We start from the raw sequence: 20,891 nt of genomic DNA, 5'->3' as shown, positions 1-20,891 counted from the left end.
GATCGCGCCGTTGCGGCCTAAGGGCAGTGATGCCGACGGCCATCGTTGCCCAGGTAGGTCCCCGTGCGCTGATCGTATGACCGGAAGCGCTGGACGCAGTAGCTGACGGAGGTGTCCGGCGTTGTGGCCTCGGATTCGGTCGTGCCCAGGTCGGCGCCGTATCCGGCAGGCGCGTAGCCGGCGCCGTAGCCGGCGGGTCCGAAATCGGCTCCGTAATAGCCGTCGTCGAAGGCCCCGTAGCCGTAGCCCAGACCGGCACCGGCAAGACCTAAGCCGACGCCGAGCCCCAGGCCGCCGTAGCCGAAGCCTCCGCCACGACGGAAGCCGCGTCCGGCAAACCCGCGATTGCCGACAAAGCCGGCACCACGCAGGCCCGAATGGCCGGCGATCCCCCGACCGGCCAAGCCGCCCCGGAATCCCCCGCCCGCGAGTGCATTGCCCTGGAATCCTCCACCCGCGAGCGCATTGCCTCGGAAGCCGCCGCCGACGGCGCCGCCGCGAAAACCACCGGCACCCAGGCCAGCGCCGCGGAAGCCACCCCCGAAGCCGCCACCGTGGAAGCCACCACCGCGGAATCCGCCCCCTCCGAAGCCTCGCGCATCGGCCGAAGCCGGGATCAGCGCCAGCGCGCCAACGATCGTAGCAGCCGTCAAGACGATACGGTTCATCGTGTTCCGCCGATATGTGTGAGGAGCATCTGATGGGACAACACGGCGGCGACCGGGTTGGTCCCGCCGCAATCGGTCCGTGTCGCCGCAGGCCGTGCAGGCCCGCGGTTCGGGAGCCGCCGATGGTTCTCCGCAGGGCCGGCCTGGGTCGAGGACGAGCGACTCGGCGCCGGCGTCCTCGAAAGCCGTTCCCGACCACGTCGAGATGGCCGACCGCAGGACACGGGTCGTCGTGTCGGGTTGGGTCGTCCCTTCCACGACCTCATCCTGAAGTGCCGAAGCGTAGCGGAAGCCTCGAAGGAGCCCTCCAGATGCCGCGGCAATCCCTGGAGCCCTCCCGAGGCCTGCGGACGCGGGCACCTCCGGATGAGGGCGGGGATGGGAAAGACGCTCGTCGTCGCGGCTCGTGACACGCTCCCCACGCCCGGGCGTATCGCAGCACGGACGGCCGCAGCTCTCGGCCGGCTACCGGTGCGGCCTCAACCGCGTCAGCCGTGACGCTGTGCGGCGCGGAACGGGTGGCGCGCCGAGGCGCTGGCTCGCACCGTCGCGGCGACCGCGCCCCGCCGCACGCCGCGCTGGCACGACGCAGGAACACCCTCGGTCAGCGCGCGATGACGGTTCATCGGAACAGGAGGTCTCATGTCCGTTCGCGCTTTCGCCGTCGTCTTTGGCGTCGTGTTCTTGCTCGCTGGAATATCCGGCTTCATCCCCGGCCTGTCGCCCGAGCACGCGCATCCCGGCATGGTCGTGACGTCCGAGTCCCGGCTCGCGCTCGGGCTGTTTCCGGTCAATGTGCTGCACAACCTCGTGCACCTGGCGTTCGGCGCCTGGGGCCTCCTGGCGGCGCGGACCGTCATCGGCTCGATCCACTATGGACGGGGCGTGGCGCTCATCTACGGGCTTCTGACCGTGCTCGGCCTGATCCCGGCCACCAGCACCACGTTCGGCCTGGTACCGATCTACGGCAATGACGTGTGGCTGCACGCCGGACTTGCTGTCGTCGCGGCGTATTTCGGTTTCCTCCACAAACGGCCCGCCGGGGGCTATTCGCAGGCTTGAGGGGAGAGGCTGCGCCCAGAGGCTCGGCCGCGCGGCCGTATCGACACGACTTGAACTGCGCCGCTCGTCCCGGCGATGAAGTCCGCTGACGCGTCGGAGCAGCGGAACGGTATCGAAGGCTTGCGGTTTCCCCTGATCCAGAGTGCCTTACAGGAGTCGCGTCATGCCGAACGGTGCTCAGGACCAGAGATCCCGCGCCGCCGATCCCGATGCCGGCGCGGCTCAGAGCCTGGCGGAGACGCTGCGCCAGCAGACCCAGGGCTATGTTGACAAGCGCAAGGCCGACGCGGCTCGGCTGGTCTCGGATGTGGGTGACGCGATCCGCGACACCGGCAGCAACTTCGACGGGCTGCCGCAGCTGAAGGAATTCTTTGGCCAGGCCGCCCTCGGCGTCGACGAATTGGCCGACAGCATCGCGCGCCGCTCCTTCGGTGAGATGTACGACGAGGTGCACGCCGCCATCCGGCGCCGTCCCGCCTTGGCGACCGCGGCGGCCGTCCTGGCCGGGTTCGCGCTATACCGCACGTTGAATGCTTCGAAGATCCGCCCGATCCCGCGCTCGCATGCCGTGATTCCGGTCGATGTCTTCCCGACACCGGACCTTTAGGAGGACGGCATGGCTGAGCCGGGCTTGCGCAGCATCCCAACCCTCGTCGGCGATGCGGTCCGCGAATTGCGGGACCTCGTCGGCAGCGAGATCACGCTGTTCCGCACCGAGCTTGCGCAGGGCGTCCATCGCATCAGCTTCGGGCTCAGCCTGCTGCTCGTGGCGGCGGTGTTCGCCATCGCGGGCCTGTTCACGCTGCTCCTCGCCCTGGTGAAGGGCATTGCCGTCCTCGTGCAGTCGGACGCGCTGGCCGCGTTGATCGTGGGCGGCGTCTTCCTCCTGCTGGCAATCGGCCTCGGCCTGTTCGGACGCAGCAAGACGTCGCTGTCCACGCTGGAGCCGACCCGGACGGGGCGGCAGGTCAAGCAGGACGCGCAGGTTCTGACGGAACGGATGGACACATGAGCGACGCGCCGGACAAGCTGGAACGAGACGTCGAGGCGAGCCGCGGGCGCCTGGACCGAACGCTGGCCGATCTACAGGCCCGGTTCAACCAGCCGGGGATGCCGCGCGACCTGGCCGATCTGCGCCGGTCGGGGCAGGCCGCGAGCGAGACCGTGGAGCGGATCGCCCAAGATGTCCGCCTCAATCCCGTGCCGGCGCTGCTGATCGCGGCCGGCTTCGGATTGCTCGTCTACGAGGCCTTCCGGACCGCCGCGGAGCGGCGGCGCCTGACCCTCGTCCCATCTGCGACGGCGATGCCGGACCGCCACCTGCCGGAGAACCATCCGGACCGGATGCACGCGCGGCTCGACGACGCGCTGGAGGAGAGCTTTCCCGGCAGCGATCCTGTCTCGGTGCGGATCACCAAGTAAGGCGCTTCGCACTTCGAGCTGGGCCGCGACTCTCAGTGCTGGCGGCGCGTCACCGGCCCGCACCAGCCGGGCAGGTAGTCGGCATCCTTCGACTTGGCGAGGCCCATCGCTTTCTCCAGGGCGGCGTCGAAGTCGTTCTCGATGCGCTTTTCCTTGATGTTCCGCCGCAGGAAGTCGGCCCAGAGGAACTCGCTGAACGGCGTCGTGTCCTTGGCGAAGCCGCCGGCCCGGCGCAGCTCGCCGGCGAGGCTGCGGTAGGGGTCGTCCACCAGCGCATCGATCGACTTCGGGATGTCCGTGAAGTGCTGGCGCACGCCTTCGGCATCGTAGGGATGCACCCAGGACTTGTGATCGCACACCGTCCAGAAGGCGTCCTTGTCGAGGTAGTGCAGGTCCGCCACCACGGTGACCAGCACGCTCTCGACGCCCTCTTCGTGCAGGGCCCGGGACAGGTGGTGGTGATCGATGATGTAGTGGTGCTTCTTCGGCCCGAGCAGCGTCGGGATCATGTGGGCGCCGAGAAATTCCTTCTTCTTCTCGCCGTCGTAGTCCCGCCAGCGCCGCCGCTTCTCCGCCACTTCCCGGTAGCCCACCGTCATCTGCGTCGGGCGCAGCTCCCCGATGGGGACGGGCTTGAGCAACGGTTCGCGATTGGCCATGGACGATCCTTCCTGCGTGGTTTTGTCACGCGATCGTCGCAACATATTCAGGATGACGGGAGCGGACAGGGCGCAGGGCGCTCACGTTTCCGGGATCGCCCGCACGGCCTCCAGCACGAAGACCCGGATCGCCGAGGACAGGTTCTGCGCACCGCGCCCGGCGTCGATCGCGCCGATGAGCGCCTGGACCGACTGGCCGCGGGCTTCCGCGACCTCGCGCAGCGCCGCCCAGAACGGATCCTCGAGGGACACGCTGGTACGGTGGCCGGCGATCATCACGGAGCGCTTGGTGACGCCGGCGCTCATGCGGGATCGGCTGCGTGCCCCGCCCCTGCTTCCTTCCGCTCGCAAGGACGCCGGCCGGGGAGCGACAGGATCATTCTGCGGTATCGGGCTCGGAGGCGCCCCGCTCCAAACGGTGCCCCTCGTGCCGCTCGGTCTCCAGGGCCTTGCGGCGCTGCTGGAGCGTCTTGGCCTTCTTCGGCTGCCCGAAGGCGATCCGGTTGGCCTCGGCCTTCGTGTCGGCCTCGGCGCGGGCCTTCGCCTTGCGGACCTGACGCAGGTTGATGATCTCGGCCATGGATCGCCTCCCGGCAATGGCGGCCGGCGCAGGACATCCGCGCCGGCCAAGTCGCAAACTTAATCGGCGCTGGGGGCCAGCATGGTCTCCGGCCGGACCACGCGCTCGAACTCCTCCTCGGTGACGTAGCCGAGGCGCAGGGCCTCCTCCTTGAGGGTCGTGCCGTTCTTGTGCGCGGTCTTGGCGATCTCGGCGGCCTTGTCGTAGCCAATCGAGGGGGCGAGCGCGGTGACCAGCATGAGCGAGCGGCTCATCAGGTCGGCGATCTTGTCCTCGTTGGCCTTGATGCCGACGACGCAATTGTCGGTGAAGCTCACGGCCGCGTCGGCGAGCAGGCGGATCGACTGCAGCACCGCGTTGGCGATCACCGGCTTGAACACGTTGAGCTCGAAATTGCCCTGGGAGCCGGCGAAGCTCACCGTGGTGGCGTTGCCGATCACCTGGGCGCAGACCATGGTCAGGGCCTCGCACTGGGTCGGGTTAACCTTGCCGGGCATGATCGACGAGCCGGGCTCGTTCTCGGGCAGCGACAGCTCGCCGAGGCCCGAGCGCGGGCCCGAGCCGAGGAAGCGGATGTCCTGGGCGATCTTGAACAGGCCGGCGGCCAGCGCCGACAGGGCGCCCTGCGTGAACACCAGGGCATCGTGGGTGGCGAGTGCCTCGAACTTGTTCTCGGCCGACGTGAACGGCAGGCCGGTCAGCTCGGCGACCTTGGCGGCGAAGCGCTCGGCGAATTCCGGATGGGCGTTGAGGCCGGTGCCGACCGCGGTGCCGCCCTGGGCGAGGGCCAGCACGCCCGGCAGGGTCGCGGCGACCCGCGACCCGCCGAGCGCGACCTGCGCGACGTAGCCGGAGAATTCCTGGCCGAGCGAGACCGGCGTCGCGTCCTGCAAGTGCGTCCGGCCGATCTTGACGATCGACTCGAACGCCTTGGCCTTGGCGTTGAGCGCCGTGTGCAGGTGGCTGAGCGCCGGCAGCAGGCGTCCCTGGATCTCGCGGGCCACCGCGATGTGCATGGCGGTGGGGAAGGTGTCGTTGGAGGACTGGCCGCGGTTGCAATGGTCGTTCGGGTGGACCGGGGACTTGCCGCCGCGCTGGCCGCCCAGGCGCTCGTTGGCGAGGCTGGCGATCACCTCGTTGGCGTTCATGTTCGACTGCGTGCCCGAGCCGGTCTGGTAGATGACGAGCGGGAACTCGTCGTCGTGGCGGCCCTCCACCACCTCGGCGGCCGAGGCCGCGATGGCGTCGGCGAGCTTCGCGTCGAGGGCGCCGAGATCCTTGTTCACCAGGGCGGCGGCCTGCTTCACCACCCCGAGGGCATGGACGAGCGGCGCCGGCATCCGGTCGGTGCCGATCTTGAAGTTCTGGATCGAGCGCTGCGTCTGCGCGCCCCAGTAGCGATGCGCCGGAACCTCGATCGGCCCGAAGGTGTCGGACTCCGTGCGGGTGGCGGTCTCGGTGGGCGACATCGTGGCCTCTACGTCTGGTGCAGTGCGGTGCCTACTTAAATGAGGCGCGGGGGAATCGCGATGCCGGTTTTCCCGGCGCGCCGACAAGGGCGGGGCTCTGTTCCCGCCGGACAAGGAGCCGATGAGCGCCACGATCGACCTGCCCGAGCCCGCCACGCGATTTCGCCCGACCGTGCCGCCCCCGCTGAAGGAGCCGCTCGGCCTGTTCGAGTTCCTTCGGGCGGCCCGGAAGAATCCGATCACCACCTGGATGGACGCGCATTTCAAGCTGCCGGTCGTGGCGGCCGAGAGCGCGATGGGCCGGATCACCCTGGTGAGCGACCCGGCGCTGATCCGCTACCTCTTGATCGAGAACGTCGACGGCTACCGCAAGGACGACCTGCAGCGGCGGGTCCTGGCCCCGGGCCTCGGCAACGGCCTGCTCAGCGCCGAGGGCGACGAGTGGCGGCTCCAGCGCCGGACGCTGGCGCCGATCTTCAACGCCCGCACCGTCCAGGGCTTCTCCGACGCGATGAACGCCGCCGGGGCGCGGCTCGGCCGCCGCCTCGTCCGCCGCGACGGCAAGCCGGTCGACGTCGCCCTGGAGATGACCCGCGTCACCCTCGACGTGCTGGAGCGGACGATCTTCACGCAGGGGCTGCCGAGCGATCCCGACGCGCTGGGCCGCGCCATCACGCGCTTCCTGGAGGCGGTGGGGCCGATCGATCCCCTCGACGTGTTCGGCGTGCCCGATTTCGTGCCGCGGATCGGCCGCTTGCGGGCCCGCCCGGCGGGCCGGTTCTTCGCCGAGGTGGTTGACGCGCTGATCGCCCGGCGCAAGGCGCTGATGGCGCAGGGCGAGGCGCCCCGGGATCTGCTGACGCTGCTGCTCGCCGCCCAGGATCCCGAGACCGGTAACGGGCTCTCGGACCTCGCCGTGAAGGCCAACATCGTCACCTTCATCGCCGCCGGCCACGAGACCACGGCCAATTCCCTGACCTGGGCGCTCTACTGCCTGTCGCAGGATCCCGCCGCGCAGGCGCGGGTCGAGGCCGAAGTCGACGAGGCCGGGCCGGGGGATTTCGCCGTCGAGCGCCTGCCCTTCACCCGGGCGGTGATCGAGGAGGCGATGCGGCTGTTCCCGCCGGTGCCGTTCCTCAGCCGGCAGGCGATCCGGGACGACCGGCTCGGCCGGATCAAGGTGCCGCGGGGCTCGCTGGTGATGGTGGCACCCTGGGTGCTCCACCGCCACCACCTGCTGTGGGAGGACCCGGAGGCTTTCGTGCCGGAGCGTTTCCTGCCCGGGAACCGGGACGCGATCCCGCGCTTCGCCTACCTGCCGTTCGGGGCGGGGCCGCGGGTCTGCATCGGCCAGAGCTTCTCGATCCAGGAGGCGGTGATCCTGCTGGCGCACGTGGTCCGGGCGGTGCGCTTCCGGCTGCCGGAGGGTCACCCGCCGATCACGCCGCTCCACCGGGTGACGCTCCGGCCGGAGCACGGCTTACGCATGGAGGCCGAGCGGCGGGCCTAATCGCCCTGCCGCGCTTCGAGCTTGCGCGTGTTGCGGTCGTAGATCCGTGCGGCGACGAACAAGCCTCCGAGGCCCGGCGCCGACGCGGCGACCGGGATCTGGAGAGCATAGGTCTGTGGCGTGTCGCTCTTCCTCCGCCCGCAGGAACAAACGAAGCGCGATCGGACCGATCAGATGTAGGAGGAGGGCTGCCAGCAGGAAAGCCCATCCGCTGTTCGTCAGGACATCCGTCGGGTGCTGAACCAGCGGCGTTATGAAGGCCGTTCCGAGTGTCAGGATCGCCGTGGCGTTGAAGACCGTCGCAGTAAGCTTCAAGCCTTCGTTGAAGCGCTTGGCGCGATGCGTCCACTCGCTCGCCGACAGCATCGCCTGCGCGACCGTCTCGTCCACCGCGTGAACCCCCGGCCGTCGAGTCGGCCGGGGAAGTTCAGCTCTTCTTGCGGAAAGCGTCCAGGCTTACGACCTCGGCACTGCCCTCCTCGCCCTCCTTCTTGGCGGCAGGGCGGGGCGCCTTATCGTCGGACGTGCCGGCGGCCTTCTCTCCCTGGGCGGCGGGCGCGGGAAGTCCCTTCGGCGCGCTCGCGCCGATCGTGGCGAGCCCGGCGCTCTTGGGCCGCACCTCGCTGGGCTCCGAACCGGCCCCGCGCGGACCGGGTTTGGCCGGGGCGGTGTTCGCCTCCTCGGGGGTCTCGCCGGCCTCACTGAGGTCGAACTTCAGGCCGAACTGCACGGAGGGGTCGAAGAAGCCCGACAGGGCGTCGAACGGCACCAGCAGGCGCTCCGGCACGCCCGAGAAGGACAGGCCGACCTCGAAGGCGTGCTCGGTGACGTTGAGATCCCAGAACTGGTGCTGCAGGACAATCGTCATGTCCTGCGGGTACTTCTCGCGCAGGGCCTGCGACATCCGCACGCCGGGCGCTTCCGTCCGGAACGAGACGTAGAAATGGTGCTCGCCCATCAGCCCCTCGCGGGCCGCGTCGGTCAGCACCTTGCGCACGACGCCGCGCAGGGCGTCCTGTACCAAGAGATCGTAGCGGATCAGGTCGTCTGCCATCTGCGGTCGCGCTCTAGCCCGGTCTGCCCGGCGCCCCGCCGCGGATGGCCGGACCGAGGAATGAGTGGAGGCTTCTGTTGCCAGGTGCCTCCGAACCCCGCCTATGCGGTGCTACCCGCTAGGTCTTTAGGTCGGTATTGGGGACCGCTTACGCGGCCACCGCCACCGGAGCAAAGTTGTCGTTGGCAACTATTGCAAAGGCCCGATAACGGCGGAACCATGCCGAGCGAAAGTCCAACCTTTACGCCCTCGTCGATCCTATTTCGCCCCCGCCGGAACCCAGGCTCGCGGTCACGCGCCTTGCGGCAGCATGTCCTGGGTTCAGGTGGAGGCGCCGGGTACCGCCCCCGGGTCCGATAGGTTTATTGCGAAGAACGTTTATCGCCATAGCCGGCCTCGCGACCGGCTCCCAAGATATAGAGGGGATCGGTCCGGTTTTGAAGCCCGATCGTGTCGCGTCGCTGTCTCATTTGGAGCCTCCGGACGAGGCTGTTGCCGGAAGTGCGCAGTCGCGCGCCGCCGGCCTCGACCACCGCGGGCCGCTCGACCGGGCCTGGGCGGCGACCTGGCGTCTCGGCGCCCTGGTCGCCCTCGTGATCCTCTATCTCGGCGCGGCGAGCCTGCTGTCGCTGGCTGCCGTGCGCGTCGGCTTCGACCTGTGGAACGGGATCGACCCGTTCCTGCCCCCGGAGCGGCGCCCGTTTCTCGGCGCGGTGGAACTCGCCCACCGAGCCTTCGCGATCGACGCCCTGCGCCAGGTCTTCCTCGCGGCCCTGGTGCTCGGCGGCGCGTGGTGGCGCGACCGGTCCGGCTGGCGGCGTCGCCTCGCCCTGGACCGCGAGCGCCCGAACGGGATGCGGCCGGTCGCGCTGCTGGGCCTGCTCCTGGTCTGGCCGGTTCTGCACATCGCCTGGGTGACCGGCACGGCGGAGCTGTTCGGCGCAAGCTTCGGCCAGCACGTGCGGCTGTCGCCGTTCATGAGCCAGGCCGCCATCGCGGCCTGGCTCGTCTATCTCGCGATTCTGGCGCCCGTGGCCGAGGAGCTGCTGCTGCGCGGCGAGGCCTTCGCCCGTGCCAGCGCGGCGGTGGGGCCTGTTGGGGCGATCCTGGTCACTGCGATCATCTTCGCCGCCGCCCACATCTCGTCCTGGGGGCTCGCCCGGCCGGTCTCGCTGCTGCCGCTCGCCCTGGCGTTGGGCTGGCTGCGCTGGCGCACCGGCCGGCTGTGGCCGGGCATCGCCCTGCACGGCTGGTCGAACCTCGCCTTGGTGACCTACCTGCTCTGGCCGGGCTGATCACCATGATGCGGGACGGCGGTGGACATATGCCGGCGGCGAACTTGCCGGGCGGCGCGCCGACGCGCAGGAATGGGCCATGGACGCTTATCACGACCTGCTCCGGCGCATCCTCGACGCGGGCGTCGCCAAGGACGACCGGACCGGCACCGGCACGCTGTCGGTGTTCGGCCACCAGATGCGCTTCGACCTGTCGGCGGGCTTCCCGCTGGTCACCACGAAGCGGCTGCACCTACGCTCGATCATCCACGAGCTGCTCTGGTTCCTAACGGGCGACACCAACGTGGCTGCGCTCCAGGCGAACGGCGTGACGATCTGGGACGAGTGGGCCGACGCGAACGGCGATCTCGGCCCGGTCTACGGCCGGCAGTGGCGCTCCTGGGAGAAGCCCGGAGGCGGCACGGTCGACCAGATCGCCTGGGTGCTCGACGAGATCCGGCGCAACCCCGATTCCCGCCGCCTGATCGTCTCGGCCTGGAACCCGGCCGACCTCGACCGGATGGCGCTCGCCCCGTGCCACTGCCTGTTCCAGTTCTACGTCAGCGAGGGGCGGCTCTCCTGCCAGCTCTACCAGCGCTCGGCGGACGCCTTCCTGGGCGTTCCGTTCAACATCGCGAGCTACGCGCTCCTGACCCACATGATCGCCCAGGTGGCCGGCCTCGGGATCGGCGACTTCGTCCACACCTTCGGCGACGCCCATCTCTACCGGAACCACCTGGAGCAGACCCGGACCCTGCTGGCCCGCGCCCCGCGGCCGCTGCCGCAGCTGCGGCTCAACCCGGAGGTCCGCGACCTCTTCGCCTTCCGGTACGAGGACATCGCCATCGACGGCTACGAGCCGCATCCCGCCATCGCGGCCCCGGTGGCGGTATGATCACGTCCATTGCCCTGGTCGCCGCCGTCGCCCGCAACGGCGTCATCGGCCGCGACAACGGCCTGGCCTGGCACCTGTCCAGCGATCTCAAGCGCTTCAAGGCCCTAACCATGGGCAAGCCGATGCTGATGGGCCGGCGCACCTGGGATTCGATCGGCCGGCCGCTCCCCGGCCGTCGCACGCTCGTCCTGACCCGGGACCACGGCTTCCGCGCCGAGGGCGCCGAGGTTGTCCACGACTGGGAGGCCGCGCTGGCGGCGGCCGCGGGCACCGAGCTGATGGTGGTGGGCGGGGCTGAGATCTACGCACTCGCCTTCGCGCAGGCCGACCGGCTGCATCTGACCGAGGTGGCGGCCGAGCCGGACGGCGACGTGCGGTTCCCGGCCTTCGACCGGGCGCAGTTCCGGGAAACGTTCCGCGAGGCGCATCCCGCCGGACCGCGCGACGAGCACGCCTTCGCGTTCGTCGACTGGGAGCGCATCCGCTGAGGCGCGCCGCCGCATTTGCCTTCCGCGCTCCGCGTGCCCACCTGCCAGCCTTGACAGCATGGGGCGCACGCCCGCAGGTGCCTGTGAAGTGCGCATGCCCCTGCGGGCGCCCGCATCCTGCGGGAAGATGCGTGCGGTCAGGCGCTTAGGCCGGCCTCAAGGACAAGGCCGCATCGCGGCCGATGCTTGAGGCCGGGACTAGGCGGGCGAGCGTGGCCGTTCACGCAGGGGGCGTCGGCCGGGGTTCGGGTCGGGCGCGGACAGGCAGGAGACGACGGCTAGGATGCCTTGGAGCAATCAGAGCGGCGGCGGGGGCCCTTGGGGCCGGCCCGGCGGCAACGGCGGCGGACCCTGGGGCAACGGCGGCAAGACGCCGCCGAACCTTGAGGACCTGCTCCGGCGCGGGCAGGACCGGCTGCGCGGCCTGATCCCCGGCGGTGGCGGCACCGGCGGCTACGGTGGCGGCGGCGGTTCCGCGGGCATCGGCGGCGGTCGCAGCGCGGCCGTGATCGCGGCCCTCGCCGTGGCGGTCTGGCTCGCGACCGGCTTCTACACCGTCTATCCTCGTCAGGTCGGCATCGAGACGATCTTCGGCCGCTACGTCGGCACCAAGGGCGAGGGCCTGCGCTACAACTTCCCCTATCCGATCGGCGGCGTGGTCAAGCCCGACGTCGGCTCGCAGAACTCGATCCAGATCGGCTTCCGCTCCGGCCCCGGCGGCCAGGGCCGCAACCGCGACGTGCCCGACGAGAGCCTGATCCTCACCGGCGACGAGAACATCGTCGATCTCGACTTCGAGGTGCAGTGGCGGATCAATCCGCTGAAGGCTTCCGACTTCGTGTTCAACCTCCAGAACCCGGAGGGCACCATCAAGGCGATCTCCGAGAGCGCGATGCGTGAGGTGATCGGCCGCCGCAACATCCAGGCGATCCTCACCAACGAGCAGTCGAGCATCGCTCAGGAGGTGAAGGAGATGGTCCAGAAGGCGCTGGACGAATACGGTGCCGGCGTGCGCATCGAGGTGGTGCAGCTCGTCTCGGTCAACCCGCCGCCGGAGGTGCGTCCCGCCTTCATCGACGTGAACGCGGCCCAGCAGGACGCCGACACGGCGCAGAACGAGGCCAAGACCTACGCCAGCCGCGAAGTGCCGCAGGCCCGGGGTCGTGCGTCGCAGATCGTCCAGCAGGCCGAGGCCTACCGGACCAAGGCGACCGCCGACGCCACCGGACAGGCGGCGCGCTTCAGCGAGGTCTACGCCTCCTACAAGGCCGCCCCGGCGATCAGCCGCGAGCGGATCTTCCTGGAGACGATGGAGAAGGTTCTGGGCTCCGTGAACAAGGTGATCATCGATCAGAACGGGACGCAGCCTGGCACGGCCTCGGCCGCCGGCGTGCTGCCGGTGCTGCCGCTCGCCGAGTTCGGCGGCCGGGTCCAGAGCCAGACGGGAGCCGCCCGATGAAGCAGGCGCTCCGCACCGGCCTGATCGCCATCGCGGCGATCGTCGCGATCGGGCTCTACGCCTCGATCTTCACCGTCGGCCAGATGCAGCAGGCGCTGGTCCTGCAGTTCGGCCGCGTCCGCGCCGTCCTCAACGCCACCGGCGAGGACAAGCCCGGCCTCTACTTCAAGGTGCCGTTCGTCGAGAACGTCGTGATCTTCGACAAGCGCGTGCTCGACCTCGACCTGCCGGTGCAGACGGTGCTCACCGCCGACCGGCAGAACCTGGAGGTGGACGCCTTCGCCCGCTACCGGATCCTCGATCCGCTGCGCTTCTACCAGGCGGTGGGCAATATCGGGCTGGCCAACCAGCGGCTCGCGAGCTTCACCAATTCGGGCCTGCGCAACGTGCTGGCCCGCTCGACCCGCGACGCCATCGTGAAGACCGATCGTGGGCAGCTGATGCACCAGATCCAGGAGGACGTGAACCGGCAGGCCAAGGCGCTCGGCATCGAGATCGTCGATCTGCGCATGACCCGCGTCGACCTGCCGGCGCAGAACTCGGCCGCGGTCTACAAGCGGATGAAGACCGAGCGCGAGCGCGAGGCCGCCGACATCCGCGCCAACGGCGACCAGATCGCCGCCACGATCCGCGCCAAGGCCGACCGCGAGGTCACGGTGATCCTCGCCGAGGCGACGCAGAAATCCGAGCAGCTGCGCGGACAAGGCGACGCGGACAAGAACCGCATCCTCGCGGACGCGTTCGGTCAGGATGCGGACTTCTTCAGCTTCTACCGGTCGATGCAGGCCTACGAAGTTGGTCTGAAGGGCTCCGACACCCGGCTGGTGATCAGCCCGACTTCGGACTTCTTCCGCTACTTCAGCGATCCGCAGGGTCGGGCGGCCGCCGCGGCGGCGCGTCCCGCGCGCGGACCCGCCGATCCGAGCGCTACCACCGGCTCCACCGCCGGAGCAGGGCGCTGACCGGGTGCGTGTCGGCGCGCTGGTGCGCCGACACCCCTTGCGACAACATTGGCGGGCGTCCGACATCCGGTCGGATGTCCGCAGAGCCGGAAACGCGTTCTTGAAGAGGTCGATCATGCACCCCGTCGCGAGCGCCCCCGAGGCGTCCTTCGGCCGCGCGAAGGCGCAACCCCGCTCACGTGCCCGCGCGCTGATGGCGTCGATCTTGGTCGGCGCGTCGATGGCGACGGCAGCCCTTCCGGTCCCGGCCTTCGCCAAGGGCCCGGCCTCGCTCGCCGACCTCGCCGAGCAGGTCACCGACGCAGTGGTGAACATTTCGGCCTCCACCACGGTCGAGGCGCGCAGCAACCGCGCCGGGCCGCAGGTGCCTCCGGGTACGCCCTTCGAGGACCTGTTCGAGGAATTCTTCAACCGCCGGGGCGGTCGCGGCGGCGGCGGCGGTGGCGAGCGGGGCGACAACGACACGCCGCGCCAGCAGCGCAAGTCGAACTCCCTCGGCTCCGGCTTCATCATCGATGCCGCCGGCCTCGTGGTGACCAACAACCACGTCATCGGCGATGCCAACGACATTCAGGTCATCCTGCACGACGGCACCAAGCTGAAGGCCGAGATCGTCGGCAAGGATTCGAAGATCGACCTCGCCGTGCTGCGGGTGAAGCCCACGGCCGACCGGCCCCTCAAGGCGGTGCCGTTCGGCGATTCCGACAAGATGCGGCCCGGCGACTGGGTCATCGCCATCGGCAACCCGTTCGGGCTCGGCGGCTCGGTCTCCGCCGGCATCGTCTCGGCCCGGGGCCGGAACATCGAGTCCGGACCCTACGACAACTACATCCAGACCGACGCGGCCATCAACAAGGGGAATTCGGGCGGTCCGCTGTTCAACATGGACGGCGAGGTCATCGGCATCAACACGGCGATCCTGTCGCCCACCGGCGGCTCGGTGGGCATCGGCTTCGCGGTGCCGTCGGGCACGGCCAAGCCCGTGATCGACCAGCTGCGCGACTTCGGCGAGGTCCGCCGCGGCTGGCTCGGCGTGCGCATCCAGAACGTCGATGACGCCACCGCCGAAGCCCTCAACCTGAAGGGCGGCGCGCGCGGCGCCCTGGTGGCCGGCGTCGACGAGAAGGGTCCGGCCAAAACCGCCGGCATCGAGCTCGGCGACGTGATCGTGAAGTTCAACGGGACGCCCGTGAAGGCGTCCGGCGACCTGCCGCGCATCGTCGCCTCGACCCCGGTCGGCCAGAAGGTCGACGTGGTCGTGATGCGCAAGGGCGAGGAGGTGACGAAGGCCGTCACCCTCGGCCGCTTGGAGGACGGCGACAAGCCGCAGCTCGCCAACCTACGCCAGCCGGAGCCCGAGAGCGCAACCCGTCAGGCGCTCGGCCTCAACCTGTCCGGCATCACCGACGAGCTGCGCAAAAAGTACTCCATCAAGGACACCGTGAAGGGCGTGGTCGTCACCCGTGTCGATCCGAACTCGACGGCCTCCGACAAGCGGATCCAGCCCGGCGAGGTGATCGTCGAGGTCGGCCAGGAGGCGGTGAGCACCCCCGCCGACGTGACCAAGCGGGTCGACGCCCTGAAGAAGGAGGGTCGCAAGTCGGTCCTGCTGCTCGTGGCGAGCGCTACGGGCGACGTGCGCTTCGTCGCCATCGGGTTGGACTGAGCGACGTCAGGGACGACCTCCGAGGGACTGTCGAAGCCGCGGGACGCGGCTCATCGGGCCCGATGTTCGGAACGCGCCCGCCGCACGGGATCGAATGTCTGATCGGCGCGGGCTTCAAAGGCCCGCGCCGATCATGCGTTCTGGCACACGTAGCCGCGCCGATCCGCCGTCAAGCCGCATCCGCGCCGCCTCGATCACGCGGTCAGCGCGCGTGCCGGGGCGGTGCTCCCGAACCCGTCGCCGAGCTGGCCGCGGAGCCGATCGCCAGCATCCGTGTCTGGCGGGTCGCCAGGATGTGGCGGTGGGCCAGTCGCTCCATCCGAAACGGAAAACGCCCGGCCGTTTCCGGCCGGGCGTTCCGCAGCGTGGCTGATCTGTCTGGCCTTAAGCGGTCAGGACCGTGTTCGGCTCGACCTTCACGCCCGGGCCCATCGTCGAAGTGACGGCGATGCGCTGGACGTAGGTGCCCTTGGCGCCCGCGGGCTTGGCCTTGGCGACCGCGTCCGCGAAGGCCTTGATGTTCTCGACGAGCTTGTCGGCGTCGAACGAGACCTTGCCGACGCCGGCATGGACGATGCCGGCCTTCTCGACGCGGAACTCCACCGAGCCGCCCTTGGCGCCGGCGACGGCGCCCTTCACGTCCATGGTGACGGTGCCGACCTTCGGGTTCGGCATCAGGCCGCGCGGGCCCAGCACCTTACCGAGACGGCCGACCAGCGGCATCATGTCGGGGGTCGCGATGCAGCGATCGAAGTCGATCTTGCCGCTCTGCACGATCTCCAGCAGGTCCTCGGCGCCGACGATGTCGGCACCCGCGGCCTTGGCGTCGTCCGCCTTGGCGCCGCGGGCGAAGACCGCCACGCGCACCGTCCGGCCGGAGCCGTTCGGCAGGTTGCAGACGCCGCGGACCATCTGGTCGGCGTGACGGGGGTCAACGCCGAGATTCATCGAGACCTCGACGGTCTCGTCGAACTTCGCGGTCGCCCGCTCCTTCACCAGCTTGATCGCCTCGTCGAGGGGATAGAGCTTGGTGACCTCGATGCCCTCGCGGGCGGCGCGGATGCGCTTGCCTTCCTTAGCCATGATGTCCTCCCTCAGGCCGTGACTTCAAGGCCCATGGCCCGGGCGGAGCCGCGGATCATGGCAACGGCCGACTCGATCGAGTCGCAGTTGAGGTCGGGCATCTTCTTCTCGGCGATCTCGCGCAGCTGCGCCTCGGAGATCTTGCCGACGGTCGGGCCCTTGCCGGGGGTCTTGGAGCCGGAGGCCGGCTTCTTGCCGAGCTTCAGGCCGACGGCCTTCTTCAGGAAGAAGGTGACCGGGGGCTGCTTCATCTCGAAGGTGAAGGAGCGGTCCTGATACGCGGTGATGATCACCGGGATCGGGGTGCCCTTCTCCATCTGCGCGGTCTTCGCGTTGAAGGCCTTGCAGAATTCCATGATGTTGAGGCCGCGCTGACCGAGCGCGGGGCCGATCGGCGGCGACGGGTTCGCCGCGCCGGCCGGGACCTGAAGCTTCACGTAGCCCGTGATCTTCTTCGCCATGGGACTGCTCCCAATGAGAATCCGCCCCCACGCGGCCTGAAGCGCGGCGGGTCGGACGGTTGCAGGTCGCGGTGCGAGCCGTGGATCCCGGAGGCGAGGCCGGGCGGATCTCCCGCGGATGATGCCCCAGCCTCAGGAGGATGGGGCAAGCTCGCGGCCGCCGCTCAGCGTCGGCCGGAAGGACGGGGCGGCTTCAGGGCCGCCGAAATCAGGAGGCTCAGGCCTTCTCGACCTGGGCGTATTCCAGCTCCACCGGGGTCGCGCGGCCGAAGATCGACACGGCCACCTTGAGGCGGGAGCGGGCGTCGTCAATCTCCTCGACGGTCCCGTTGAAGCTGGCGAACGGGCCGTCGGCGACCCGGACGGTCTCGCCGATCTCGAAGGAGATCGAGGGCTTCGGCCGGTCGACGCCCTCGGCGACCTGGCCCTTGATCCGCTCGGCCTCGGCATCGGGGATCGGAACCGGCTTCGACTTGTCGGCGCCGAGGAAGCCCGTGACCTTCGGGGTGTTCTTGATGAGGTGGTAGACCTCGTCGGTCAGGTCGCACTTCACCAGGACGTAGCCGGGGAAGAACTTGCGCTCGGCGTCGACCTTCCGGCCGCGGCGAACCTCCACGACCTTCTCGGTCGGGACCATCACCTCGTCGAACAGCTCGGTCAGCCCGCGCTGGGCCGCCTGGTCCTTGATGGACTGGGCAACCTTGTTCTCGAAGTTCGAGTAGGCGTGGACGATGTACCAGCGCTTCGACACGGTTCCGTTCAACTCCGACAAGTCCGCGGGGTCTCCCCCGACCGGCGGCGAGCCGCCCTCCGACGCCTCCGACTCAGACGCCCAGGATCAGGCCGACCAGGAAGCGCAGGGCCTGATCCACGACCGTGAAGAACAGGCTGGCGGCCACGACCATCACGAAGACCATGATCGTCGTGATCGTGGTCTCCCGGCGGCTCGGCCACGTGACCTTGCGCGCCTCGTCGCGGACCTGCGCGAAGAACTCGCCCGGCGTGGCGCGCTTCTGCGGCGCGCGCGCCGGCGTCGCCGGCCGGGCCGGCGGCGGGTTCGCAGGGCCGCGGGCTGCGCCGCGCACCAGGTCCACCTTCTTGGTCGCTTCGTTCGATGCCATGGCGCCAGTGTCTGTGCGTGTTCGGCCCCGAGGCAGAGACCGCATCCGGGAATGCGAATATCGGCGCCGAGGACCCGGATGGGCCCGCACCGACGGTCGCTTCAGATCTCGGATTGCGCCCGCTCTAGCGCAACTCCCCCGGCTTGTCGACCGGGCTGCCGCGCGCAATCGGGCAGGTTCTCTGACGGGCCGGGAATCTGGCAGGAGTGGAGGGACTCGAACCCGCAACCTCCGGTTTTGGAGACCGGCGCTCTGACCAGTTGAGCTACACTCCTAGCGCACCGCCCAATGCCTCATCGGGGCTCGGCTTGCAAGAGGCTGCGTGCGGGAAGGGGCGCTCCGGATGCGGGGTCGTGGCGTTGCCCCGCCGAAAAACCGTGTCACCGCCCCAACACGGCGACGCCGGCCCCCGTCGAGACGAGGACCGGCGCGGCAGGGCAGGGCAGGGCGGCACAGGACGCCGCCCCGGATCGGGCTTCAGTCGTTGATGGCGGCGACGACGCCGGCACCGACGGTGCGGCCGCCCTCGCGGATGGCGAAGCGCAGCTTCTCCTCCATGGCCACCGGCACGATCAGCACCACGTCCATGGTCACGTTGTCGCCCGGCATCACCATCTCGGTGCCCTCGGGCAGCGTCACGATCCCGGTCACGTCCGTCGTGCGGAAGTAGAACTGCGGCCGGTAGTTCGTGAAGAACGGCGTGTGACGGCCACCCTCTTCCTTGGTCAGGATGTACGCCTCGGCCTTGAACTTGGCGTGCGGCTTCACCGAACCCGGCTTGCACACGACCTGGCCGCGCTCCACGTCCTCGCGCTTCGTGCCGCGCAGCAGCACGCCGACGTTGTCGCCCGCCTGACCCTGGTCGAGCAGCTTGCGGAACATCTCCACGCCCGTCACCGTCGTGGTCTGCGTGTCGCGGATGCCGACGATCTCAACCGTCTCGCCGACCTTCACGATCCCGCGCTCGACGCGACCCGTCACCACCGTGCCGCGGCCCGAGATCGAGAACACGTCCTCGATCGGCATCAGGAACGGCAGGTCGATCGGACGCTCCGGCTGCGGGATGTAGCTGTCCACGGTCGCCATCAGCGCCAGGACCGCCTCCTTGCCGATCTTCGGCTCCTTGTCCTCCAGCGCCATCAGCGCCGAGCCCTTGGTGATCGGGATGTCGTCACCGGGGAAATCGTACTTCGACAGGAGCTCGCGCACCTCCAGCTCGACCAGCTCCAGAAGCTCCTCGTCGTCGACCATGTCGACCTTGTTGAGGAACACCACCAGCGCCGGAACGCCGACCTGACGCGCCAGCAGGATGTGCTCGCGGGTCTGCGGCATCGGGCCGTCGGCCGCCGACACCACCAGGATCGCGCCGTCCATCTGCGCCGCGCCCGTGATCATGTTCTTCACGTAGTCGGCGTGGCCGGGGCAGTCCACGTGCGCGTAGTGCCGGTTCTGCGTCTCGTACTCCACGTGCGCCGTCGAGATCGTGATCCCGCGCGCCTTCTCCTCCGGTGCCTTGTCGATCTGGTCGTAGGCCGTGAACGTCGCGCCGCCCGACTCCGCCAGAACCTTCGTGATCGCCGCCGTCAGCGACGTCTTGCCGTGGTCAACGTGGCCAATCGTGCCAATGTTGCAGTGCGGCTTGGTGCGGGAGAACTTTTCCTTGCCCATGATTCCCGTTCCTGCGCGGGGACCGGATCGGTGCCCCGGATTGACTCGGCCGCCCCGAACTCGGAACGGGGCGAAAAGCGCGGTCCGCTTAGAGGGTCGGCCGCCCGCGATCAAGCTCTGGCGCGCGAAGCGCGTCTGGCGGGCGGTCCGCTGTCAAGCGCCGAGGGCGAATCGTGCACGGGGCGATAGCAGTCCTCGGCAGTGTTCGGGCGCTTTCAGGTCACAGTGTGGCATTGCGGGCATAGCGGGATTAGTGCGGCCGAGCTTAACTGCGGGCAACAACGCGAAACGTCGGATCTCGCCACCATGATCAAGAAGCTCCTCCTCGCCACCGCCGCCTCGACCCTGGTCGCGACCGCCGCTTCGGCCGCCGACCTGCCGCGCCGCGCCGCGCCGCCGCCGGTGTTCACGCCGGTGCCGGTCTTCACCTGGACGGGCTTCTACGGCGGTCTCGAGACCGCCTACACCTTCACCGACAGCCAGCGGATCACCACGGTCGGCATCTCGCCGGTGAACGCCGCCAACGTGGCGACGGGCGCCCGCCCGGCGGCGACCCGGATCTCCGATGACGGCTTCGCCAACATCGGCGGCACGGCCGGCTTCAACTACCAGTTCACCCCGGGTTCGGGCATCGTGGTCGGCATCGCCAACAGCATCGACTGGACCGATCTGGCCAAGAACCGCGCCTACCTCGGCAGCACCGGTGCGCTGAGCAGCTTCCGGCAGAGCACCGACTGGATCGGCACGCTCGTGGGCCGTGTCGGCTACGCCTTCGACCGTGTCATGGTCTACGGCCTGGGCGGCCTTGCCTACGGCAACGTGTCCTACGACGCGAACTTCTTCTCGCCCACCGGCGCCCTCGCCTTCGCCGGCCGCCACGACGACTTCGAGACCGGCTTCGCCTACGGCGGCGGCATCGAGTTCGCGCTGCCGACCGACAGCTTCCTGAACACCTTCGCGGTGGGCCGGTATCTGGGCCTGAAGTACGACGCCCTGACGGTCAAGGCCGAGTACGTCCACTACGATCTCGGCAGCCGGAACGTGCTCGTCGGCGCGATCCCGGGCGTCGGCGTCGGCTCGGGCTACATCTCGCGCTTCCGGACCGAGGGCAGCATCGTCCGCGCTGGCTTCAACTACAAGTTCGGCGGCCTGTAAGAGCCACGAATCGGATCGCCCGGACGCCTAACGGCCCGGGCGGATCTCTCAGGGCGCGTGCCGGAACCGGCGCGCGCCCTTTTTCATGCGGGCCCTGTCCCCCGACCGGCGGCTCGACCGCGCGGTCCCGCCTCGGCGGCGGAAACGGCCACGACCCTGCGGCGAAGCGGCCCGCCCCTTGCCTCCCTGGACGTGATACCGAAACATACCGGGTGTCCGGTGTGCCGGTACACAA

At 69.5% G+C, this 20,891-nt stretch carries 25 protein-coding genes, 1 tRNA gene and 1 other RNA gene; 13 read left to right on the top strand and 14 right to left on the bottom strand.

From position 1 onward, the window contains the following. Positions 1 to 17: 17 nt before the first annotated feature. Positions 18 to 404, bottom strand: a complete 387-nt coding sequence (locus AC3WSN_RS20610; protein WP_492540408.1) for a BA14K family protein — start codon at positions 402 to 404, stop codon at positions 18 to 20. Here AC3WSN_RS20610 and AC3WSN_RS20605 point away from each other — a divergent pair. From AC3WSN_RS20605 to AC3WSN_RS20585, 5 genes are all read left to right on the top strand, one after another. Then, the gene (locus AC3WSN_RS20605; protein ID WP_492540406.1) at positions 378 to 701 is read left to right on the top strand and encodes a hypothetical protein; all 324 of its coding nucleotides are present in this window, start codon (positions 378 to 380) and stop codon (positions 699 to 701) included. The two genes, AC3WSN_RS20610 and AC3WSN_RS20605, sit on opposite strands and share 27 nt — an antisense overlap. Positions 702 to 1,310: 609 nt before the next feature. After that, positions 1,311 to 1,730, top strand: coding sequence for a DUF4383 domain-containing protein (locus tag AC3WSN_RS20600; protein WP_192711252.1), 420 nt, complete (start codon positions 1,311 to 1,313; stop codon positions 1,728 to 1,730). A gap of 163 nt (positions 1,731 to 1,893) precedes the next feature. Continuing rightward, on the top strand, positions 1,894 to 2,337 hold the full coding sequence (locus AC3WSN_RS20595; RefSeq protein ID WP_492540404.1) for a hypothetical protein: 444 nt from the start codon (positions 1,894 to 1,896) through the stop codon (positions 2,335 to 2,337). Positions 2,338 to 2,346: 9 nt separating this feature from the next. Then, positions 2,347 to 2,742: a phage holin family protein gene (locus AC3WSN_RS20590; protein ID WP_192711254.1), complete on the top strand. Its 396-nt coding sequence runs from the start codon at positions 2,347 to 2,349 to the stop codon at positions 2,740 to 2,742. After that, entirely contained in the window at positions 2,739 to 3,152 is a 414-nt protein-coding gene (locus tag AC3WSN_RS20585; RefSeq protein ID WP_492540401.1) for a DUF3618 domain-containing protein, read from the top strand. The genes AC3WSN_RS20590 and AC3WSN_RS20585 overlap by 4 nt, the downstream gene beginning before the upstream one ends. A gap of 32 nt (positions 3,153 to 3,184) precedes the next feature. Here the strand turns inward: AC3WSN_RS20585 and AC3WSN_RS20580 are convergent, their stop codons facing one another. From AC3WSN_RS20580 to fumC, 4 genes are all read right to left on the bottom strand, one after another. Continuing rightward, positions 3,185 to 3,811 carry a ParB-like protein gene (locus AC3WSN_RS20580; RefSeq protein ID WP_492540400.1) on the bottom strand — a complete coding sequence of 209 codons (627 nt, stop codon included), beginning with the start codon at positions 3,809 to 3,811 and terminating at the stop codon, positions 3,185 to 3,187. 81 nt (positions 3,812 to 3,892) lie between these two features. After that, positions 3,893 to 4,117: a ribbon-helix-helix domain-containing protein gene (locus tag AC3WSN_RS20575; RefSeq protein WP_238196977.1), complete on the bottom strand. Its 225-nt coding sequence runs from the start codon at positions 4,115 to 4,117 to the stop codon at positions 3,893 to 3,895. A gap of 70 nt (positions 4,118 to 4,187) precedes the next feature. Then, the gene (locus tag AC3WSN_RS20570) at positions 4,188 to 4,391 is read right to left on the bottom strand and encodes a DUF4169 family protein (RefSeq protein ID WP_192711257.1); all 204 of its coding nucleotides are present in this window, start codon (positions 4,389 to 4,391) and stop codon (positions 4,188 to 4,190) included. A gap of 59 nt (positions 4,392 to 4,450) precedes the next feature. Next, positions 4,451 to 5,860 carry a class II fumarate hydratase gene (gene fumC / locus AC3WSN_RS20565; RefSeq protein WP_492540398.1) on the bottom strand — a complete coding sequence of 470 codons (1,410 nt, stop codon included), beginning with the start codon at positions 5,858 to 5,860 and terminating at the stop codon, positions 4,451 to 4,453. A gap of 121 nt (positions 5,861 to 5,981) precedes the next feature. Between fumC and AC3WSN_RS20560 the strand changes: the two genes are divergently transcribed. Then, the gene (locus AC3WSN_RS20560; RefSeq protein WP_492540396.1) at positions 5,982 to 7,370 is read left to right on the top strand and encodes a cytochrome P450; all 1,389 of its coding nucleotides are present in this window, start codon (positions 5,982 to 5,984) and stop codon (positions 7,368 to 7,370) included. Here AC3WSN_RS20560 and AC3WSN_RS20555 read toward each other — a convergent pair. From AC3WSN_RS20555 to ssrA, 3 genes are all read right to left on the bottom strand, one after another. Beyond that, positions 7,341 to 7,760, bottom strand: a complete 420-nt coding sequence (locus AC3WSN_RS20555; RefSeq protein WP_492540394.1) for a hypothetical protein — start codon at positions 7,758 to 7,760, stop codon at positions 7,341 to 7,343. The genes AC3WSN_RS20560 and AC3WSN_RS20555 overlap by 30 nt on opposite strands. A 37-nt stretch (positions 7,761 to 7,797) precedes the next feature. Continuing rightward, positions 7,798 to 8,424 carry an SspB family protein gene (locus tag AC3WSN_RS20550; RefSeq protein ID WP_192711261.1) on the bottom strand — a complete coding sequence of 209 codons (627 nt, stop codon included), beginning with the start codon at positions 8,422 to 8,424 and terminating at the stop codon, positions 7,798 to 7,800. Between the two features lie 63 nt (positions 8,425 to 8,487). Further along, positions 8,488 to 8,870: a transfer-messenger RNA gene (gene ssrA / locus AC3WSN_RS20545) on the bottom strand. On the opposite strand from ssrA, the gene AC3WSN_RS20540 reads away from it, so the two are divergent. The 6 genes from AC3WSN_RS20540 (at position 8,862) to AC3WSN_RS20515 (ending at position 15,168) form a co-directional block, all read left to right on the top strand. Then, a complete protein-coding gene (locus AC3WSN_RS20540; RefSeq protein ID WP_192711262.1) occupies positions 8,862 to 9,719 on the top strand; it encodes a CPBP family intramembrane glutamic endopeptidase in 858 nt (285 codons plus the stop codon). The genes ssrA and AC3WSN_RS20540 overlap by 9 nt on opposite strands. A gap of 79 nt (positions 9,720 to 9,798) precedes the next feature. After that, positions 9,799 to 10,593 carry a thymidylate synthase gene (locus tag AC3WSN_RS20535; protein ID WP_192711263.1) on the top strand — a complete coding sequence of 265 codons (795 nt, stop codon included), beginning with the start codon at positions 9,799 to 9,801 and terminating at the stop codon, positions 10,591 to 10,593. After that, complete coding sequence (locus AC3WSN_RS20530; RefSeq protein ID WP_192711264.1) at positions 10,590 to 11,081, top strand: dihydrofolate reductase; 492 nt, start codon at positions 10,590 to 10,592, stop codon at positions 11,079 to 11,081. The genes AC3WSN_RS20535 and AC3WSN_RS20530 overlap by 4 nt, the downstream gene beginning before the upstream one ends. A 283-nt stretch (positions 11,082 to 11,364) precedes the next feature. Next, on the top strand, positions 11,365 to 12,540 hold the full coding sequence (gene hflK, locus AC3WSN_RS20525; protein WP_192711265.1) for an FtsH protease activity modulator HflK: 1,176 nt from the start codon (positions 11,365 to 11,367) through the stop codon (positions 12,538 to 12,540). Continuing rightward, positions 12,537 to 13,502 (top strand): protease modulator HflC, encoded by a 966-nt coding sequence (hflC, locus tag AC3WSN_RS20520; RefSeq protein WP_192711266.1) that lies wholly within the window; start codon positions 12,537 to 12,539, stop codon positions 13,500 to 13,502. The genes hflK and hflC overlap by 4 nt, the downstream gene beginning before the upstream one ends. A 115-nt stretch (positions 13,503 to 13,617) precedes the next feature. Beyond that, positions 13,618 to 15,168, top strand: a complete 1,551-nt coding sequence (locus AC3WSN_RS20515; protein ID WP_192711267.1) for a DegQ family serine endoprotease — start codon at positions 13,618 to 13,620, stop codon at positions 15,166 to 15,168. A 384-nt stretch (positions 15,169 to 15,552) separates the two neighbouring features. Here AC3WSN_RS20515 and rplA read toward each other — a convergent pair whose 3' ends face one another. From rplA to tuf, 6 genes are all read right to left on the bottom strand, one after another. Next, positions 15,553 to 16,251 (bottom strand): 50S ribosomal protein L1, encoded by a 699-nt coding sequence (rplA, locus tag AC3WSN_RS20510; protein ID WP_192711268.1) that lies wholly within the window; start codon positions 16,249 to 16,251, stop codon positions 15,553 to 15,555. 11 nt (positions 16,252 to 16,262) lie between these two features. Beyond that, the gene (gene rplK, locus AC3WSN_RS20505) at positions 16,263 to 16,712 is read right to left on the bottom strand and encodes a 50S ribosomal protein L11 (protein WP_043348285.1); all 450 of its coding nucleotides are present in this window, start codon (positions 16,710 to 16,712) and stop codon (positions 16,263 to 16,265) included. A 217-nt stretch (positions 16,713 to 16,929) separates the two neighbouring features. Further along, positions 16,930 to 17,463, bottom strand: coding sequence for a transcription termination/antitermination protein NusG (nusG, locus tag AC3WSN_RS20500; protein ID WP_012320778.1), 534 nt, complete (start codon positions 17,461 to 17,463; stop codon positions 16,930 to 16,932). Between the two features lie 73 nt (positions 17,464 to 17,536). Continuing rightward, the gene (gene secE / locus AC3WSN_RS20495; RefSeq protein WP_056526345.1) at positions 17,537 to 17,833 is read right to left on the bottom strand and encodes a preprotein translocase subunit SecE; all 297 of its coding nucleotides are present in this window, start codon (positions 17,831 to 17,833) and stop codon (positions 17,537 to 17,539) included. A gap of 198 nt (positions 17,834 to 18,031) precedes the next feature. Then, a tRNA-Trp gene (locus AC3WSN_RS20490) sits at positions 18,032 to 18,108 on the bottom strand. Between the two features lie 202 nt (positions 18,109 to 18,310). Beyond that, complete coding sequence (gene tuf, locus AC3WSN_RS20485) at positions 18,311 to 19,501, bottom strand: elongation factor Tu (protein ID WP_192711805.1); 1,191 nt, start codon at positions 19,499 to 19,501, stop codon at positions 18,311 to 18,313. A 306-nt stretch (positions 19,502 to 19,807) separates the two neighbouring features. On the opposite strand from tuf, the gene AC3WSN_RS20480 reads away from it, so the two are divergent. After that, positions 19,808 to 20,656 carry an outer membrane protein gene (locus tag AC3WSN_RS20480; protein ID WP_192710226.1) on the top strand — a complete coding sequence of 283 codons (849 nt, stop codon included), beginning with the start codon at positions 19,808 to 19,810 and terminating at the stop codon, positions 20,654 to 20,656. The last annotated feature ends 235 nt before the right edge of the window (positions 20,657 to 20,891 follow it).

It is taken from the genome of Methylobacterium sp. FW102-HT35C08 (assembly GCF_058790235.1).
This window is presented reverse-complemented; position numbering and strand designations above follow the sequence as displayed.